The organism is Streptomyces seoulensis (assembly GCF_004328625.1).
In the GTDB taxonomy this organism is placed as follows: domain Bacteria; phylum Actinomycetota; class Actinomycetes; order Streptomycetales; family Streptomycetaceae; genus Streptomyces; species Streptomyces seoulensis.
The window spans coordinates 2,964,762-2,981,963 of sequence record NZ_CP032229.1 but is presented as its reverse complement, the minus strand read 5'-3'; the positions used below and the strand labels follow the sequence as shown (position 1 = coordinate 2,981,963).

Below are 17,202 nucleotides of genomic sequence, written 5' to 3'. Positions count from 1 at the left end.
AGCGTCGCGCATGACCGGAACCGGTGGGGAGCTGGGCGCCAGGGCCGCGCGTTCGCGCGCGCTGGCCGTGCTGCGGGTGCGCAGCCGGGCGCTGGCCGTGGCGCTGCTGCCCGCGGCCGCCGAGGTGATCCTGCTGACCGGTGCGGCCACCGGCCAGTTCGCCGGCGAGGGGTGGGACACCGCCCGCTGGGTGGTGGGCGTCCTCGCGGTGCTGGTGCTGCTGGCCGCCGCCGGCATCGCCCTGGTGGTGGCCCGCGCGCGCCCCGCCGCGAGCCCCACGGTCCCGGTGTCCGAGCGCTCCGCCCCCGACCTGTACCGGATGGTGCGCGACCTGGCCGAGCGGCTGGACGTGCCCGCCCCCTCCGCGATAGCGCTCACCCCGGACTGCGACAGCTGGCTGGAGGACCGTACGCACCCCGCGCACGCCCCGCCCGTCACCCGCGCGCACGACGGGCCGGTGGTCCCCGGTGCCCGCCCCGAGCGGCGGCCGGTCGTCCCGGCGCCGGTGCTGGTGATCGGCTCGCCGTTCCTGTGGTGGATGCGGGTGGCGGAACTGCGCGCGGTGCTGGCCCCGGTCGTCGCCGGTACGGGCCCGTCCGCGCAGCCCGACATAGCCGCCGCCCGGCGCTTCGTGCGCGGGCTCGACGCCGCGGTGGCGGTCGCCGACGCGCCGGGCCGGGGCCCGCTGACCCGGTGGGTGTACGCGGCCCTGGGCCGGGTGGCCCGGCTGCTGCTGCGCGGCTGCCGTGAGCACGCGGCGCTGATGGAGCGCGGGGTGGCCACGGCAGCCGCCGAGCGCGCCCAAGCCGTGGACTACGGACCCCGGATCGCCGCCCAGGAACAGGTCGGCCTGGCGTACGCGGGCTGGGACCGGCTGCTGACCAAGGTGGCGCTGCCCGCCTGGCGGATGGGCCGCTGGCCGTCCCGGCTGGACGTGGGCGTGGCCGCCGCGCTGACCGAACTGTCCCGGCGCGACCGGCTGGCCGACGGCTTCGCCGCCCGGCTCGGCGAGCGCCCCGCGTGCGACCTGCTGGAGGAGCCCGGCGCGGTGGACGAGGCGGTGTCCCTGCTCACCGCCCGCCTCTTCCACGGCGGTCCGGCGGAGTCGGGCCCGAACTGGGCGCCGGTGGACTGGCAGGCGTACCCGGAGGAGGTCGTGGACCGCACCTGGCGCGCGGAGGCGGCCCGGCTGCACCGGGTCCTGGACTCCCTGGGCGTCAGCCCCAGCCTGGACCCGGCCACCCCGGACCCCGGCGGCCCGACCCTGGCCCGCGTCCTGGACCACCTCACCGAGCCCGCCACCGACAGCGTCCCCACGGTCCCGGCCCCGACCCCGCCCCTCGACAACGAAGACCACCGCGCAGACACCACAGACACCGCCGACGCCGACCCCGACCCCGCCACCGAGCGCAGCGCCCTCCTCGCCGCCGGCCTCAGCGCGGCCCTCGCCCGCGAGGAGCGCGAGGAGAGCGCCGTGAAGCCGGGCGCGCGGGCGCAGGGACCGGACAGGGCGCTCTGGGAGGACGGCGACCTCCCCCTGTTCCCCCTCCAGCCCCCGCGCACCGGACGCGAACTGCTCGCCGCGCACATCACCGCGATGATCTGCTGCGCGGCCGTCGACACCGCCGGAGCCGCCCCCGGTCTGGACTGGCTGGACGGCCCCACCCTGCTGTTGGACGGCGAGCGCGCCGCCGACCTCACCCCGAAGGTGCTCACCCTGATCGAGGAGGGCGATCCGGGCCCGCTGCGCGCGTGGCTGGCCGAGTCCGGGATACGGCCGGAGAAGCCGGTCCGGCTGGTCTGAGCCAGGCGGCACAGAAGCCGTCACCCGGCACCAGGAGCCCCGGCCGTCCACCGCTGTAACGGAGCAGCACCTTCCACTTCAGGCCAATTCACAACGAACAGTGACCGGAGTCGTGCGTTATGTGATGTGCTGGGAGCGACACGCACATGGCACGGGCATACGACACACGCCCACACGGCCGAGCGATCCGGTGCACCGAGCACACCCGAGAGCGCAAGCGACGACACCGGGTTCCGGTCCTGGCACCACAGACAACGCCATCATGGCAACGGGGGACACGAGGGAGGGGGCGTCCATGACCTCGGAACACATCCGCCGGTGGGAGTCGGGAGCGCTCGCGCACGCCGTCACCGACCCTTTCGGCCTGGGCCCGGTGCCCTGGCTGCGCGGCAGTGAGACCTACTTCGACGACACCGGACACGTGGTGCCCTGGTACGTCGACCCCATCCAGCCGGCCCCGGCCACCACCCGGTACGGCCGTCCCGGCGCGCGTGTCCCGGCGCCGCGTTCGGCCGGTCCCGGACCGCGCTCGGCCGACGACGTGGGCCGCCAGATCAAGGGGTTCGCGTCCACCGGCGCGGTGGCGCCCGGCGAGGCGATCGACTTCCACATCACGGTCGACCCGCCGCAGGAGTTCAGCGTCGACATCTACCGGATCGGCCACTACGCCGGGCACGGCGCCGCGAAGATCACCACCAGCCCCCGGCTCTCCGGCATCGTCCAGTCCGCGCCGCTCGCCGCCGACCGTACGGTCTCCTGCCACCACTGGTGGCTCTCCTGGCGCCTCCAGGTGCCCGCCGAGTGGCGGGTCGGGGCGTACGTCGCGGTCCTCACCACCGCCGACGGCTACCGCTCCCACGTCCCCTTCACGGTCCGCGACGACGAGCCCGCCGACCTGCTCCTGCTGCTCCCGGACATCACCTGGCAGGCGTACAACCTCTACCCGGAGGACGGCCGCACCGGGGCAAGCCTCTACCACGCCTGGGACGAGGACGGCTCGCTGCTCGGCGAGGCCGACGCGGCCACCACCGTCTCCTTCGACCGCCCCTACGCGGGCGCGGGCCTGCCCCTGCACGTGGGCCACGCCTACGACTTCATCCGCTGGGCCGAGCGCTACGGCTACGACCTCGCCTACGCGGACGCCCGCGATCTGCACGCCGGCCGGATCGACCCCACCCGGTACCGGGGCCTGGTCTTCCCCGGCCACGACGAGTACTGGTCGGTGCCGATGCGGCGGGCGGTGGAGGAGGCCCGCGACCGGGGGACCTCGCTGGTCTTCCTGTCGGCCAACACCATGTACTGGCAGGTGGAGTTGTCGCCCTCCGCGTCCGGGGTGCCGGACCGGCTGCTGACCTGCCGCAAGCGCAAGGGCCCCGGCAGACCGGTGCTCTGGCGGGAGATCGACCGCCCCGAGCAGCAGGTGATCGGCATCCAGTACGCGGGCCGGGTGCCCGAGCCGCACCCGCTGATCGTCCGCAACGCCGACCACTGGCTGTGGGACGCCACCGGTGCCCGCGAGGGCGACGAGATCGCGGGCCTGGTCGCGGGCGAGGCCGACCGGTACTTCCCGCGCACCGCGCTGCCCGAGCACGAGGAGCGCGTCCTGCTCGCGCACTCCCCCTACATCGACGGCGAGGGCGTCCGGCGCCACCAGGAGACCTCCCTGTACCGCGCCCCCTCCGGCGCCTGGGTCTTCGCCTCCGGCACCTTCGCCTGGTCCCCCGCGCTGGACCGGCCCGGCCATGTGGACGCCCGTGTCCAGCGCGCCACCGCCAACCTGCTGGACCGTATCTGCAAGCGGGACTGACCCCTGCCACCTGCCCCGTCCCCGGCATACGGGAGAATCGAGGCAGTTGGACAGAACCACGGGGAGGAACCGTGTCCGGATTCGTAGAAAAGCCCGAGCCGATCCAGGTTCCGGGTCTGGTGCACCTGCACACCGGCAAGGTGCGCGAGCTGTACCGCGACGAGGCGGGCGACCTCGTGATGGTCGCCAGCGACCGCATCTCCGCGTACGACTGGGTGCTGCCCACCGAGATCCCCGACAAGGGCCGGGTGCTTACCCAGCTGTCCCTGTGGTGGTTCGACAAGCTCCGTGACCTGGCGCCGAGCCATGTCATCAGCACCGAGCTGCCCAAGGGCGCCCCGGCCGACTGGGCGGGCCGCACCCTGGTCTGCAAGTCGCTGGACATGGTCCCGGTGGAGTGCGTGGCGCGCGGCTACCTGACCGGCTCGGGCCTCGCTGAGTACCGGGAGTCGCGCACGGTCTGCGGGCTCGCGCTGCCCGAGGGGCTGGTGGACGGCTCGGAGCTGCCCGGCCCGATCTTCACCCCGGCCACCAAGGCCGAGGTCGGCGAGCACGACGAGAACGTGTCGTACGAGGAGGTGGCCCGCCAGGTCGGCGCGGAGACCGCCGCCCAGCTCCGCCAGCTCACCCTCGCGGTGTACGGCCGTGCCCGGGACATCGCCCGGGAGCGGGGGATCGTGCTGGCGGACACCAAGTTCGAGTTCGGCTTCGACGGCGACACCCTGGTCCTCGCCGACGAGGTGCTCACCCCCGACTCGTCCCGCTTCTGGCCGGCCGAGACCTGGGAGCCGGGGCACGCCCAGCCGTCGTACGACAAGCAGTTCGTGCGGGACTGGCTGACCGGCCCCGAGTCCGGCTGGGACCGCGAGAGCGAGCAGCCGCCGCCCGCGCTGCCCGAGCAGGTGGTGGAGGCGACCCGCGCCAAGTACATCGAGGCGTACGAGCGCCTGACCGGCACCCGCTGGAGCTGAGACGAAGGAAGCCCCCGGTTCGAAAACCGGGGGCTTCTTCATGGAGCGGACGACGAGGCTCGAACTCGCGACCTCAACCTTGGCAAGGTTGCGCTCTACCAACTGAGCTACGTCCGCAGTGCGCCGTGGCGCGGAGCCAACTATACCCAACCCCGGTCGCGTGCGAGACGCACCGCGGTGTGCCGGTTCTCCGCGCCCAGCTTGGTGACGGCGGAGGAGAGGTAGTTCCGTACCGTTCCCGGGGACAGCGCGGCCCGCTCGGCGATCTCCGTGACCGGCGCCCCGTCGGCCGCCAGTTCCAGCACCTCGGCCTCCCGCGCGGTCAGCGGGGAGTCACCGGCGGAGATCGCGTCGGCGGCCAACTCGGGGTCGACATAGCGGTTTCCGGCGTGCACGGTACGGATGATCTCGGCGAGCCGTCCGGCGCTGACCGTCTTCGGCACGAACCCCCGCACCCCGGCCGCGAGCGCCCGTTTCAGGTGGCCCGGCCGTCCGTGCCCGGTCACGATCAGCACCTGGCAGCCGGGCAGTTCGGCCCGCAGGGCTGTGGCGACCCTCACACCGTCGGCGCCCGGCATCTGGAGGTCCAGCACCGCCACGTCGGGGGTGTGGGCCCGCGCCATCGCCAGCGCCTCCGGTCCGCTCGCCGCCTCCGCGACGACGGCCAGGTCGTCCTCCAGGGAGAGCAGGGCGGCCAGCGCGCCCCGGATCAGATGCTCGTCGTCGGCGAGCAGCAGCCGCACCGGCCCGCTCACGCGCTCACCCCGTCCACCGGCACCCGCGCATCGAGCCGGAACCGGTCCTCGCCCGCCGGGCCCGCCGTCAGCGTGCCCCCGACGGCGGCCAGCCGCTCCCGCAGCCCGGCCAGACCGGAGCCCCCGCTCCCGGCCGCCTCGCCCGCGCCGTCGTTCTCGACCGTCAGCACCACATGGTCCTTCCCCGTCACCAGTTCCACCGCGCAGTGCCGCGCGTCCCCGTGCCGCAGCACATTGGTCGCCGCCTCGCGCACCACCCACGCCAGCGCCGACTGCACCGGCACCGGCAGCACCACGTCCTCGGCGCGCACCGAGCACTCGATCCCGGCGGCATCCAACACGCCCTTCGCGCCCGCCAGTTCGGCCGTCAGGTCGGCTTCCCGGTAACCGCGTACGACCTCGCGGAGCTCGCGCTGCGACTCCTGGGCGATGCGCTGGACCTCGGCCATCTGCTCCATCGCCTCCGGCCGGCCGCGCCGGGCCAGCTGGACGGCCAGCTCGCTCTTGAGGGCGATCACCGACAGGTTCCGGCCCAGCACGTCGTGCAGGTCCCGGCCGAACCGCAGCCGTTCCTCCGCGACCGCGAGCCGGGCCTGGACCTCCCGCGCCCGCTCCGCCTCCCACAGCACCGACAGCGTCCACGCGCCGGTGCGCCCGGCACCCAGCGCGAACACGACGGCGAAGGCCACGGTCAGCCCGACGCCCAGCACCCCGGCGCCGTCGTCGGGCCGGGCCGGCCAGAGCGCGGCGACCAGCACCACGGTGAGCGCTCCAGCCCGCCGCAGATAGACCGCCATCGGCACCAGCAGTGCGTACGGCTGCCCGAACGCCATCAGCACGGCGCCCACGGCGAGCCGGGCCGTCCAGCTCTCCACGCCGTCGAGCGCGGTCAGCGCCACGATCAGCGCGAGAGCGGTACCGAGGAGCGCCGCCGGGGTCCGGAGCGCCCCGGCGGGCAGCGGGGCCCGGCCGAGGTACTGGTCGAGCGCGGGCCGGGTGAGCCGGTCGGCCGCCGCACACTGCGCGGCGCCCACCACCAGGAGCAGCGCGCCGAGCGCCAGCGGCACCGGCCGGTGGCGCAGGCCGCCGATCAGGGGTGTCAGCAGCCAGCTCACCGACAGCAGCCACGGCGTCAGGTGCCACATGCCGAGGGTGGTCAGCTCGACCCGCTCCGCCTTGCTCCGCACCCGCCAGTGCCGCTCGCGCAGCGCGCGTATCCGGCCCGGCCCGAAACCCCGGATCTCAGCGGGGCGCGCGGTCTCCTCCAGCACCCGGCTCCTCCTCCCGGTCAGCGGCGCGGTTCCCAGCGGAACCAGCGCCGCGCGGCGAACACGGCCACGGCCGCCCAGGCCAGCGCGGCCGCCGAGGCGCCCAGTGCCCCGTACGCGCTCAGGTGGCCGGTCCAGGCGCCGCGGACCAGGCGGACGGCCGGGGAGAGCGGGAGGAACTCGCAGATGCGGGCGAGCCGGCCGGGCATGGCCTCGGTCGGGAACATGATGCCGGAGCCGAGCATCGAGGCGAACACCACCGGCAGCGCGGTCACCTGGGCGCTCTCCGTGCTCCGGGTGAAGGCGGAGGTCAGCGCGGCCAGGGCGGCGCTGGTCACCAGCCCGGTGAACAGCCCCAGCAGCGCCAGGTGCGGTGCCTTCGGCGGGCCGAGGCGCAGCAGGGCCGCGCAGCCCGCGCAGAGCAGGAGCGCCTGGGCCAGGCCGAGGACCAGGGCGGGCAGCGCGGTACCGACGAGGATCTCGGGGTCGGAGAGTTCGCCGGTGCGCAGCCGCTTGAGGACGAGTTCCTCGCGGCGGGCCACATAGGCGTTGACCAGGGAGGCGTACACGGCGAACAGGAAGGTGAAGCCGACGGCGGCCGGGAGCATCACCGTGCCGGCGCTCAGGCCGAGTTTCGCCAGCTCGTCCTGACCGAGGGCCTGCCGCGCGGTGAACGGCAGGGTGAGCGGCACGACCAGCGCCGTGAACACCACGCCCTTGTTCCGCCCCAGCAGGGTGAGTTCGGCGCGGGCCAGCGCCCGCATCCGACGCAGCGATCCGCTCGCCGCTCCCGCCGACAGGGCCGGCGCGCTCATGCCGCCACCTCCCGCTCTCCGGCGATCTGGAGGAACGCCTCCTCCAGTGACGCCGACCGCATGTCCAGGCCGTGCAGTTCGACCCCGGCCCGCTCCGCCCAGGCCAGCACCCCGGTGGCCGTCCGCTGGAGCTCGCGGGTGCTGAGCCGGACGGTGCGGCCGGTGATCTCATGGGCGCAGACGCCGAGTTCGGCCAGTGGGGGCAGGTCGCCGGCGAAGTACCCGGTGGGCAGCCGGAAGGAGATGCCGGCCGGGCGCCCGTCGGTGACCTCGGCGGGGGTGCCGGAGGCGGCGATACGGCCCTCGTGCAGGATCGCCAGCCGGTCGGCCAGGTCCGCCGCCTCCTCCAGGTAGTGCGTGGTGAGCAGCACGGTGGTCCCCACGTCACGCAGCGAGCGCACCAACTCCCAGGTGTCCCGGCGCCCTTCGGCGTCCAGACCGGTCGTCGGCTCGTCCAGGAACAGCACCTCGGGGTCGCCGAGCAGCGCGAGCGCCAGGTCGAGCCGCCGCCGCTCACCGCCGGAGAGCTGCTTGACGCGTACGCCGCTCCGCCCGGTGAGGCCGACCCGGTCCAGCGCCTCCGCCTCGGGCCGGGCGCCGCTGACGCACCCCGCCCACATGCGGGCGGTCTCCGCCACGGTGAGGTCGGAGGGGAAGCCGCCCTCCTGGAGCATGACGCCGGTACGCGACCGTACGGCGGCCCGCTCGGCGTGGGGATCGTGCCCGAGGATTCTCACCCGGCCCCCGGCCGGTACCGCGAGGCCCTCCAGCAGTTCGACGGTGGAGGTCTTGCCCGCGCCGTTGGTGCCGAGCAGGGCGAAGATCTCGCCGCGGGCGACGGAGAAGGTGATGCCGCGTACGGCCTCGAATCCGGAGCCGTAGACCCGCCGCAGTCCGGTGACCTCGATCACGGGTTTCTGTGGGTTGCTGTCCATGACTTCAGCGTCCCGGCGTTTCAGGTGGCCCGGCAGTGCGCGATGTCATCGGCCGGCATGACAAATGTCAGCGTCCACGCGGGCATGAAGAAGGCCCCGGTCCGAGGACCGGGGCCTTTTCACTGAGCGGACGACGAGGCTCGAACTCGCGACCTCAACCTTGGCAAGGTTGCGCTCTACCAACTGAGCTACGTCCGCACTGCTCCCGACCGGCTCCCACCGATCGGTGCGAGCACCAGCCTACCTGATCCAAAAGGATGGTCATGACCGGTGCCAGAGCGGGTGACAGGAATCGCACACTGCGCCTCCCCCCTGGAAGGGGGGTGTTCTACTACTGAACTACACCCGCACGCTCCGTGGGTTTCGGCCTTTCGGCCTCGCCCCTCGGCGTGAGCCAGACATTAGCCGATCAGCAGGGGGGTTGCGCAAGTCGGTTCCCCCCGGGGACAGGTGAACGAGTCTCAGGGCCCGCCGGTCCAGGCCCTGAGGGGTCCGCCCCCGCCGGCTCAGCGGGCCTCGCTGAACGCCTCGTAGACCTTCTTGGGGATGCGGCCGCGCGCGGGCACGTCCATCTTGTTGGCCTGGGCCCAGGCGCGGATGGCGGACGGGTCGGGGGCGACCTCGGTCTGCCGGTACGCCTTGCCGGACCGGGCGCGCTTGCGGCCGGCCTCCACGTAGGGCGCGAGCGCCTTGCGCAGTTTCTTGGCGTTGGTTTCGTTCAGGTCGATCTCGTACGACTTGCCGTCGAGTCCGAAGGCGATCGTTTCCGCCGCTTCCGAGCCGTCGATGTCGTCGAAGAGCGTGACCACGACCTTTTGCGCCACGGATATCGGTCCCTTCGTGCGGCACGTCGGTACACCGGTGTTCACCGGCAAAGACGTGCCGAGTATCGGCTATTGCCAATTCATTTGTACAGTGCGCGCCAATGAAATGGGAAGCCCTACTGAATACCTCCGCGTGTCCGGACTCAATAGGCATCACCGGCGGCCCGCAGAACTTTCCCAGAAATTTTCACCGGGGCCGGTGTTCGACACCCGATCGTGATGCGGGTCACGTAGAAACCTCCAACTCTACCCGCGTAGAAATTTTGTACGGGTAGTCTGAAGGAACCTGCTCAGCACCACACACCGGGAGTGCCAGTGGCACGCGTCGTAGTCGACGTCATGCTCAAGCCGGAGATCCTCGACCCCCAGGGCCAGGCGGTCCAGCGTGCGCTGCCGCGCCTGGGTTTCACCGGGATCTCGGACGTCCGCCAGGGAAAGCGATTCGAGCTGGAAGTAGAGGGGCCGGTCGACGAGGCCGCGCTCGCCCGCATCCATGATCTGGCGGAATCCTTCCTCGCCAACACCGTGATCGAAGACTTCACCGTGAAGGTGGAGGAAGTCGCGGGGGCCGCGGAGTGACCGCTCGTATTGGTGTCGTCACATTTCCGGGAAGTCTCGACGACCGTGACACCCGGCGCGCGATCACCCTCGCCGGCGCCGAACCCGTAGCCCTGTGGCACAAGGACAAGGACCTGGGGCAGGTCGACGCCGTGGTGCTGCCCGGCGGTTTCTCCTACGGCGACTATCTGCGCGCCGGGGCGATCTCCCGCTTCTCGCCGGTGATGGAGTCCGTCATCGAGCAGGCGAAGGCCGGCCTTCCGGTCCTCGGTATCTGCAACGGCTTCCAGGTCCTCACCGAGGCGCACCTGCTGCCCGGCGGGATGCTCGGCAACGACCACCTCCACTTCATCTGCCGCGACCAGAAGCTGCGGGTGGAGAACGCGGGGACGGCCTGGACCGGCGACTACCGCCAGGGCCAGGAGATCCACATCCCGCTGAAGAACATGGACGGCCGGTACGTCGCCGACGAGTACACGCTCGACAAGCTGGAGGCGGAGGGCCGGGTGGTCTTCCGCTACCTGGACCTGAACCCCAACGGCTCGCTGCGCGACATCGCCGGCATCACCAACGAGGCCGGGAACGTGGTCGGCCTCATGCCGCACCCCGAGCACGCCGTCGAGCCGCTGATCGGAACCGGCCGCACCGACGGCCTCCCGTTCTTCACCTCGATCCTGAAGAAGCTGGTCAACGCATGAGCCGGACGCCTCTGGACACGGTCGACAACGCGGCCGCCACCCCTGACGTCGAGCTGCCCTGGGCCGAACTCGGCCTGAAGAAGGACGAGTACGAGCGCGTGGTCGAGATCCTCGGCCGCCGCCCGACCGGCGCCGAACTCGCCATGTACTCGGTGATGTGGTCCGAGCACTGCTCGTACAAGTCCTCCAAGGTCCACCTGCGCCAGTTCGGCGAGAAGGCGCCCCAGTCGGACGCCATGCTCGTCGGCATCGGTGAGAACGCCGGTGTGGTGGACGTCGGCCAGGGCTACGCGGTCACCTTCAAGGTCGAGTCGCACAACCACCCCTCCTACGTCGAGCCCTACCAGGGCGCGGCCACGGGCGTCGGCGGCATCGTGCGCGACATCATCGCCATGGGCGCCCGCCCGGTCGCGGTCGTGGACCCGCTGCGCTTCGGCGCCGCCGACCACCCCGACACCAAGCGCGTGCTGCCCGGCGTGGTCGCCGGCATCGGCGGCTACGGCAACTGCCTGGGCCTGCCCAACATCGGCGGCGAGGTCGTCTTCGACGCCTGCTACCAGGGCAACCCGCTGGTCAACGCCGGTGCCATCGGCGTCATGCGGCACGAGGACATCCACCTCGCCAAGGCGTCCGGCGCCGGCAACAAGGTCATCCTCTACGGCGCCCGCACCGGCGGCGACGGCATCGGCGGCGCCTCGATCCTCGCCTCCGAGACCTTCGACGACGCCAAGCCCTCCAAGCGTCCGGCCGTCCAGGTCGGCGACCCCTTCCAGGAGAAGCTCCTCATCGAGTGCACCCTGGAGGCGTTCCAGGAGAAGCTCGTCGTCGGCATCCAGGACCTCGGCGCGGCGGGCCTGTCCTGCGCGACGAGCGAGCTGGCCTCCAACGGCTCCGGCGGTATGCGCGTCACCCTGGACGACGTACCGCTGCGCGACTCCACGCTCTCGCCCGAGGAGATCCTCATGAGCGAGTCGCAGGAACGCATGTGCGCGGTGGTCGAGCCGGAGAAGGTCGACCGCTTCCTGGAGATCTGCGAGAAGTGGGACGTCATCGCCACGGTCATCGGTGAGGTCACCGACGGCGACCGGCTGGAGATCTTCTGGCACGGGGGCAAGATCGTCGATGTCGACCCGCGCACCGTCGCCCACGACGGCCCGGTCTACGAGCGTCCCTACGCCCGCCCCGAGTGGCAGGACGCCCTCCAGGCCGACGACGCGAACAAGCTGCCCCGCCCGGCCACGCCCGAGGAGCTGCGCGAGCAGGTCCTGAAGCTGGTCGCGTCGCCCAACCAGGCGTCGAAGAAGTGGATCACCTCGCAGTACGACCACTTCGTGCAGGGCAACACCGTCCTCGCCCAGCCGGAGGACTCCGGCATGATCCGCGTGGACGAGGAGACCGGCCTCGGCGTCGCCATCGCCACCGACGGCAACGGCCGCTACGCCAAGCTCGACCCCTACACGGGCGCGCAGCTGGCGCTGGCGGAGGCGTACCGGAACGTGGCGACGACCGGTGCCAAGCCGCTCGCCGTCTCCGACTGCCTGAACTTCGGTTCGCCCGAGGACCCGGCCGTGATGTGGCAGTTCGCGGAGGCCGTGCGCGGTCTGGCGGACGGCTGCCTCCAGCTCGGTACCCCGGTGACCGGCGGCAACGTCTCCCTCTACAACCAGACCGGCGAGGCGGCGATCCACCCGACCCCGGTGGTCGCGGTCCTCGGCGTCATCGACGACGTGGCCCGGCGCACCCCGGTCGCCTTCCAGGAGGAGGGCCAGCTCCTCTACCTGCTGGGCGACACCTCCGAGGAGTTCGGCGGCTCGGCCTGGTCCCAGGTCGTCCACGACCACCTCGGCGGGCTGCCCCCGAAGGTCGACCTGGAGCGGGAGCGGCTGCTCGCCGAGATCCTGATCTCCGCCTCCCGCGACGGCATGATCGACTCCGCGCACGACCTCTCCGACGGCGGCCTGATCCAGGCCGTGGTCGAGTCGGCGCTGCTCGGGGAGAAGGGCGCGCGGCTGATCGTCCCGGACGGTCTGGACGCCTTCACCTTCCTCCTCTCGGAGTCGGCGGGCCGCGCCCTTGTCGCCGTCCCGCGCTCGGAGGAGCTGCGCTTCACCGACATGTGCGGCGCCCGGGGCCTCCCGGCCACCCGCATCGGCGTCGTCGACGGTGACTCCGTCGACATCCAGGGCGAGTTCACCCTCCCCCTGGCCGAGCTGCGCGAGGCGCACGAGAACACGATCCCGGCTCTGCTGGCGTGACGACCGAGGACGGCCCCTGTCCCACCCGGACGGGGGCCGTCCCGGCATAGGGTCGCTCCATGCCCCCGGCCCAGAAGCGCCCCCGTAAGTACGACCCCCTCCGGACCCGTACCGCCGTGCTCGCTCAGCTCGGTGCGGTGCGCGCGGCCGTCGAGGGGCTGGACCCCGGGCAGCTCGCGTTGCCCACACGGCGGGACGGGATGACGGTGCGGGAGCTGGCCGCGCAGGTCGCCGCGTGTGTCGTCGCCGTGCGGCAGGCGGTGGAGCGGCCGGCGCGGTTCAAGCAGACGCTGCCGCTCGCGGAGTGGCCGCTGCGCGAGGCGGTCGCCTTCACGCCCGTACCGTTCGACCTCGCCGGCGCCGAGGACGACCTGCGGGCCCTGCTGGGCGACCACGCCGGGAGTCCGCTGGTGGACACCGGGGCCGGGGTGCTGCCGCTCAACGAGTTCCTGGTCACCCGGGCCGTCGAGCTGGTCCTCGCCGCCGACGACCTGTCCGACGCGGTGCCCGGACTGGACGTGCCGCTGGACCGGCACGCGCTGGCCGCCGCGACCCGGCTGCTCGCCGACGCCCTCGCCGTGAAGGCGCCCGGCGGGTCCACCGAGGTACGGGTGCCGCCGTACGCGGTGGTGCAGTGCGTGGAGGGGCTCAGACACACCCGGGGGACCCCGCCCAACGTGGTCGAGACCGGCCCGCTCACCTGGGTCCGCCTCGCCACCGGGCGTCTGAGCTGGGCGGACGCCGTCGAGCGGGCCGAGGTGAGCGCCAGCGGGGAGCGCGCCGACCTCTCCGGGCTGCTGCCACTCGGCCGATAGCGGGGAACCCCGGCGGCGCCGCGCACGTCGAACCCGCATGGACCGGCACACGCAGCGCATGACACTGACCGTGGCCGCCGCGCTCGTACCGCTCGCGGTGGCCTGTGGGAACGACACGGCCGACACCGGCAGCGGCTCGGTGGCCCCGCCGCCGAAGCTCACCGGCACCGACTGGCGGGTGACCGGCGTCACCGAGGGGGACACCACGCACCGCGCCCCCGCGGCCGCCCGCATCCGTATCGACGACGAGGGCCGCGCGAGCGGCAACCTCGGCTGCAACACCTTCTCCGCGCCCACCACCATCGACGGCGCCCGGATCGACTTCGGCACCCTGCGCACGACCCGGATGGCCTGTGACGCACCCCGGATGACCTTCGAACGCGCGCTGACCCGCGCCCTCAACTCCGGTGCCCTGACCGCCCGTACCGACGACGGGGCGCTCACCCTCACCACGGGCGAGGGCGGACGCGTCCAGCTCACGCCGAGCGCGTCCTGATGATGTGCGACAACTCACTCAGGACGCCCCTCAGAGGCCCCCGGAGCGCTCACCTGAGCCCCGGCCGCTCCTGACCCGGCGCGCGGTCACCTCGCTGACCTGCAAAAACGTAGAATCCACCAAGGTGATCGCGAGTCCGGCTTCGGCGAGGGCCACATATCCCTGATTCGGCCCAGCGGTCGGCCTCGCCTACACTCGGGGACGTGCCACGTGGTGACGGTCGACTCAATCACGATCTGCTTCCCGGCGAAAAAGGCCCCCAGGACGCTTGCGGCGTCTTCGGTGTCTGGGCGCCGGGTGAAGAGGTCGCAAAGCTCACGTACTTCGGGCTCTACGCCCTCCAGCACCGGGGCCAGGAATCCGCGGGAATCGCGGTAAGCAATGGCTCCCAGATCCTCGTCTTCAAGGACATGGGCCTGGTCTCCCAGGTCTTCGACGAAACCTCGCTCGGTTCGCTCCAGGGTCATATAGCGGTCGGTCACGCCCGCTACTCGACCACCGGCGCCTCCGTGTGGGAGAACGCCCAGCCGACGTTCCGCGCCACCGCGCACGGTTCGATCGCGCTCGGCCACAACGGCAACCTGGTCAACACCGCCCAGTTGGCGGAGATGGTCGCCGAACTGCCCAAGGACACCAACGGCCGCTCCACCCGGGTCGCGGCCACCAACGACACCGACCTGCTCACGGCACTGCTCGCCGCGCAGGTCGACGAGGACGGCAAGCCGCTGACCATCGAGGAGGGCGCCCACGCGGTGCTCCCCAAGGTGAAGGGCGCCTTCAGCCTCGTCTTCATGGACGAGCACACCCTCTACGCCGCCCGTGATCCGCAGGGCATCCGCCCGCTGGTCCTCGGCCGGCTGGAGCGCGGCTGGGTGGTCGCCTCCGAGTCCGCCGCGCTCGACATCTGCGGCGCGTCCTACGTCCGGGAGATCGAGCCGGGCGAGTTCATCGCCATCGACGAGAACGGTCTGCGCACCTCCCGGTTCGCGGAAGCGAAGCCCAAGGGCTGTGTCTTCGAGTACGTGTACCTGGCCCGCCCGGACACCGACATCGCCGGCCGGAACGTCTATCTGTCCCGTGTCGAGATGGGCCGCCGCCTGGCCAAGGAGGCGCCCGCCGAGGCCGACCTGGTCATAGCGACGCCGGAGTCCGGCACCCCGGCCGCGATCGGTTACGCCGAGGCGTCCGGCATCCCCTTCGGCAACGGCCTGGTGAAGAACGCCTACGTCGGCCGGACCTTCATCCAGCCCTCGCAGACGATCCGCCAGCTCGGCATCCGGCTGAAGCTGAACCCGCTCAAGGAAGTCATCAAGGGCAAGCGCCTGGTCGTCGTGGACGACTCCATCGTGCGCGGCAACACCCAGCGGGCCCTGGTCCGCATGCTGCGCGAGGCGGGCGCCGCCGAGGTCCACATCCGGATCTCCTCGCCCCCGGTGAAGTGGCCCTGCTTCTTCGGCATCGACTTCGCCACCCGCGCCGAGCTGATCGCCAACGGCATGACGATCGAGGAGATCGGCACCAGCCTGGGCGCCGACTCGCTCGCGTACATCTCCATCGACGGCATGATCGAGGCGACCACCATCGCCAAGCCGGACCTGTGTCGCGCCTGCTTCGACGGTGAGTACCCGATGGACCTGCCCGACCCCGAGCTGCTCGGCAAGCAGCTGCTGGAGACCGAGCTGGCGGCCGGGCCCGCCACCACCGCCGCGGCCGACGCCATCCGGCGTCCCTGAGCCGCGCCGTCCGAGCCGTACGACAGGAAAGTTCTCTCAAGTCATGTCCTCTGAGACCACGGGCGCCAGCTACGCGAGCGCGGGCGTCGACATCGAGGCGGGCGACCGCGCCGTCGAGCTGATGAAGGAGTGGGTGAAGAAGACCCGCCGCCCCGAGGTCCTCGGCGGCATCGGCGGCTTCGCCGGCCTCTTCGACGCCTCCGCCCTCAAGCGCTACGAGCGCCCGTTGCTGGCCTCCGCCACGGACGGGGTGGGCACCAAGGTCGACATCGCGCGCCGCCTCGGCGTGTACGACACCATCGGGCACGACCTGGTCGCGATGGTCATGGACGACATCGTGGTGTGCGGCGCCGAGCCGCTGTTCATGACCGACTACATCTGCGTCGGCAAGGTCCACCCCGAGCGGGTCGCCGCGATCGTCAAGGGCATCGCGGAGGGCTGTGTGCTCGCCGGGTGCGCCCTGGTGGGCGGCGAGACCGCCGAGCACCCGGGCCTGCTCGGCCCGGACGACTTCGACGTGGCCGGTGCCGGCACCGGCGTGGTGGAGGCCGACCGGCTGCTGGGCCCCGACCGCATCCGCTCCGGTGACGTGGTGATCGCCATGGCGTCCTCCGGGCTTCACTCCAACGGGTACTCACTGGTCCGCCACGTGCTGCTGGAGCGGGCCGGGCTGACGCTGGAGGGCGAGGTCGCGGAGCTGGGCCGGACGCTCGGCGAGGAGCTGCTGGAGCCCACCAAGATCTACTCGCTGGACTGCCTGGCGCTGACCCGCACCACCGAGGTGCACGCCTTCTCGCACATCACCGGCGGCGGCCTCGCGGCCAACCTGGCCCGGGTGATCCCGGACGGCCTGTACGCCACCGTGGACCGCTCCACCTGGACGCCGGGCCCGGTCTTCGACCTGGTCGGCCGGAGCGGCGACGTGGCCCGGCTGGAGCTGGAGAAGACGCTGAACATGGGCGTCGGCATGATGGCCGTCGTCCCGGCGGAGTCCGCCGAGGCGGCCCTGACCACGCTGGCCGACCGGGGCGTCGAAGCCTGGGTGGCGGGCACCATCGCCGAGCGCGGCGAGCAGGAGAGCGCCGCCGGACTCGTCGGCGACTACGCGGTCTAGCGCGGCCGCCGGCCGGTTTCCGGACAGCACAGAAGCCGGTCGGTGGCAGTGCCACCGACCGGTCTTCCGTTGCTCATCGCAACAAGCTCAGTGCAAGGTCAAGCGCCGCGACGGTGCTGTGAGGGACCGTCGTCCTCGTCCTCGTCGTCGTCCTCATAGAGGTCGGCGTAACGGGAGTAGAGGTCTTCCTCGTCGTCCTCATCATCCTCGAACGGCTCGCTGTTCGGCGGCTGGTTCGAAGTCGATGCGCCCAGTTCACTGGCCAGACGCGACAGATCAGTCCCACCGCTGTTGTACTTCAGCTGGCGGGCGACCTTCGTCTGCTTGGCCTTGGCCCGGCCGCGCCCCATGGCT

General features: G+C 72.2%; 16 protein-coding genes and 3 tRNA genes. 10 read left to right on the top strand and 9 right to left on the bottom strand.

The features are described 5' to 3' along the window. Positions 1–10: 10 nt before the first annotated feature. From D0Z67_RS13895 to D0Z67_RS13885, 3 genes are all read left to right on the top strand, one after another. Positions 11–1,804, top strand: coding sequence for a membrane protein (locus tag D0Z67_RS13895; protein WP_031179192.1), 1,794 nt, complete (start codon positions 11–13; stop codon positions 1,802–1,804). Between the two features lie 295 nt (positions 1,805–2,099). Continuing rightward, positions 2,100–3,611 carry a N,N-dimethylformamidase beta subunit family domain-containing protein gene (locus tag D0Z67_RS13890; protein ID WP_031179193.1) on the top strand — a complete coding sequence of 504 codons (1,512 nt, stop codon included), beginning with the start codon at positions 2,100–2,102 and terminating at the stop codon, positions 3,609–3,611. Between the two features lie 71 nt (positions 3,612–3,682). Beyond that, entirely contained in the window at positions 3,683–4,582 is a 900-nt protein-coding gene (locus D0Z67_RS13885) for a phosphoribosylaminoimidazolesuccinocarboxamide synthase (protein WP_031179194.1), read from the top strand. 41 nt (positions 4,583–4,623) lie between these two features. On the opposite strand, the gene D0Z67_RS13880 is transcribed toward D0Z67_RS13885, so the two are convergent. The 8 genes from D0Z67_RS13880 to D0Z67_RS13845 all read right to left on the bottom strand — a co-directional run bounded on the left by D0Z67_RS13880 (position 4,624) and on the right by D0Z67_RS13845 (position 9,179). After that, a tRNA-Gly gene (locus D0Z67_RS13880) sits at positions 4,624–4,699 on the bottom strand. Positions 4,700–4,722: 23 nt separating this feature from the next. Continuing rightward, positions 4,723–5,337 carry a response regulator transcription factor gene (locus tag D0Z67_RS13875; RefSeq protein ID WP_031179195.1) on the bottom strand — a complete coding sequence of 205 codons (615 nt, stop codon included), beginning with the start codon at positions 5,335–5,337 and terminating at the stop codon, positions 4,723–4,725. Further along, a complete protein-coding gene (locus tag D0Z67_RS13870; RefSeq protein WP_234312575.1) occupies positions 5,334–6,608 on the bottom strand; it encodes a sensor histidine kinase in 1,275 nt (424 codons plus the stop codon). The genes D0Z67_RS13875 and D0Z67_RS13870 overlap by 4 nt, the downstream gene beginning before the upstream one ends. A gap of 17 nt (positions 6,609–6,625) precedes the next feature. Further along, positions 6,626–7,420: an ABC transporter permease gene (locus D0Z67_RS13865; RefSeq protein WP_051887435.1), complete on the bottom strand. Its 795-nt coding sequence runs from the start codon at positions 7,418–7,420 to the stop codon at positions 6,626–6,628. Beyond that, positions 7,417–8,355 carry an ABC transporter ATP-binding protein gene (locus D0Z67_RS13860; RefSeq protein ID WP_031179198.1) on the bottom strand — a complete coding sequence of 313 codons (939 nt, stop codon included), beginning with the start codon at positions 8,353–8,355 and terminating at the stop codon, positions 7,417–7,419. Before D0Z67_RS13860 ends, D0Z67_RS13865 begins: the two co-directional genes overlap by 4 nt. Positions 8,356–8,480: 125 nt before the next feature. Then, a tRNA-Gly gene (locus D0Z67_RS13855) sits at positions 8,481–8,553 on the bottom strand. 79 nt (positions 8,554–8,632) lie between these two features. Beyond that, positions 8,633–8,704: transfer RNA gene (locus D0Z67_RS13850), tRNA-Gly, on the bottom strand. A gap of 157 nt (positions 8,705–8,861) precedes the next feature. After that, positions 8,862–9,179: a histone-like nucleoid-structuring protein Lsr2 gene (locus D0Z67_RS13845; RefSeq protein WP_030816899.1), complete on the bottom strand. Its 318-nt coding sequence runs from the start codon at positions 9,177–9,179 to the stop codon at positions 8,862–8,864. Positions 9,180–9,494: 315 nt separating this feature from the next. On the opposite strand from D0Z67_RS13845, the gene purS reads away from it, so the two are divergent. The 7 genes from purS (at position 9,495) to purM (ending at position 16,848) form a co-directional block, all read left to right on the top strand. Beyond that, positions 9,495–9,758 (top strand): phosphoribosylformylglycinamidine synthase subunit PurS, encoded by a 264-nt coding sequence (gene purS, locus D0Z67_RS13840; protein ID WP_030816897.1) that lies wholly within the window; start codon positions 9,495–9,497, stop codon positions 9,756–9,758. After that, the gene (gene purQ, locus D0Z67_RS13835; protein WP_031179199.1) at positions 9,755–10,435 is read left to right on the top strand and encodes a phosphoribosylformylglycinamidine synthase subunit PurQ; all 681 of its coding nucleotides are present in this window, start codon (positions 9,755–9,757) and stop codon (positions 10,433–10,435) included. The genes purS and purQ overlap by 4 nt, the downstream gene beginning before the upstream one ends. After that, entirely contained in the window at positions 10,432–12,690 is a 2,259-nt protein-coding gene (gene purL, locus D0Z67_RS13830; RefSeq protein WP_031179200.1) for a phosphoribosylformylglycinamidine synthase subunit PurL, read from the top strand. The genes purQ and purL overlap by 4 nt, the downstream gene beginning before the upstream one ends. A gap of 59 nt (positions 12,691–12,749) precedes the next feature. Then, a complete protein-coding gene (locus D0Z67_RS13825; protein ID WP_031179201.1) occupies positions 12,750–13,505 on the top strand; it encodes a sterol carrier family protein in 756 nt (251 codons plus the stop codon). Between the two features lie 58 nt (positions 13,506–13,563). Beyond that, on the top strand, positions 13,564–14,001 hold the full coding sequence (locus D0Z67_RS13820; RefSeq protein WP_234312577.1) for an META domain-containing protein: 438 nt from the start codon (positions 13,564–13,566) through the stop codon (positions 13,999–14,001). A gap of 203 nt (positions 14,002–14,204) precedes the next feature. Next, on the top strand, positions 14,205–15,734 hold the full coding sequence (gene purF / locus D0Z67_RS13815; RefSeq protein WP_031179203.1) for an amidophosphoribosyltransferase: 1,530 nt from the start codon (positions 14,205–14,207) through the stop codon (positions 15,732–15,734). Between the two features lie 43 nt (positions 15,735–15,777). Continuing rightward, positions 15,778–16,848: a phosphoribosylformylglycinamidine cyclo-ligase gene (gene purM / locus D0Z67_RS13810; RefSeq protein WP_031179204.1), complete on the top strand. Its 1,071-nt coding sequence runs from the start codon at positions 15,778–15,780 to the stop codon at positions 16,846–16,848. A 98-nt stretch (positions 16,849–16,946) separates the two neighbouring features. Here purM and D0Z67_RS13805 read toward each other — a convergent pair whose 3' ends face one another. Then, positions 16,947–17,198, bottom strand: a complete 252-nt coding sequence (locus D0Z67_RS13805) for a DUF3073 domain-containing protein (RefSeq protein ID WP_030816885.1) — start codon at positions 17,196–17,198, stop codon at positions 16,947–16,949. Positions 17,199–17,202 lie beyond the last annotated feature (4 nt).

Bases quoted from the DNA above. Each gene is read 5' to 3' on its own strand.
- D0Z67_RS13895 (WP_031179192.1), top strand. From the start codon at position 11: ATGACCGGAACCGGTGGGGAGCTGGGCGCCAGGGCCGCGCGTTCGCGC.
- D0Z67_RS13890 (WP_031179193.1), top strand. From the start codon at position 2,100: ATGACCTCGGAACACATCCGCCGGTGGGAGTCGGGAGCGCTCGCGCAC.
- D0Z67_RS13865 (WP_051887435.1), bottom strand. From the start codon at position 7,420: ATGAGCGCGCCGGCCCTGTCGGCGGGAGCGGCGAGCGGATCGCTGCGT.
- D0Z67_RS13860 (WP_031179198.1), bottom strand. From the start codon at position 8,355: ATGGACAGCAACCCACAGAAACCCGTGATCGAGGTCACCGGACTGCGG.
- purL (WP_031179200.1), top strand. From the start codon at position 10,432: ATGAGCCGGACGCCTCTGGACACGGTCGACAACGCGGCCGCCACCCCT.
- D0Z67_RS13825 (WP_031179201.1), top strand. From the start codon at position 12,750: ATGCCCCCGGCCCAGAAGCGCCCCCGTAAGTACGACCCCCTCCGGACC.
- D0Z67_RS13820 (WP_234312577.1), top strand. From the start codon at position 13,564: ATGACACTGACCGTGGCCGCCGCGCTCGTACCGCTCGCGGTGGCCTGT.
- purM (WP_031179204.1), top strand. From the start codon at position 15,778: ATGTCCTCTGAGACCACGGGCGCCAGCTACGCGAGCGCGGGCGTCGAC.
- D0Z67_RS13805 (WP_030816885.1), bottom strand. From the start codon at position 17,198: ATGGGGCGCGGCCGGGCCAAGGCCAAGCAGACGAAGGTCGCCCGCCAG.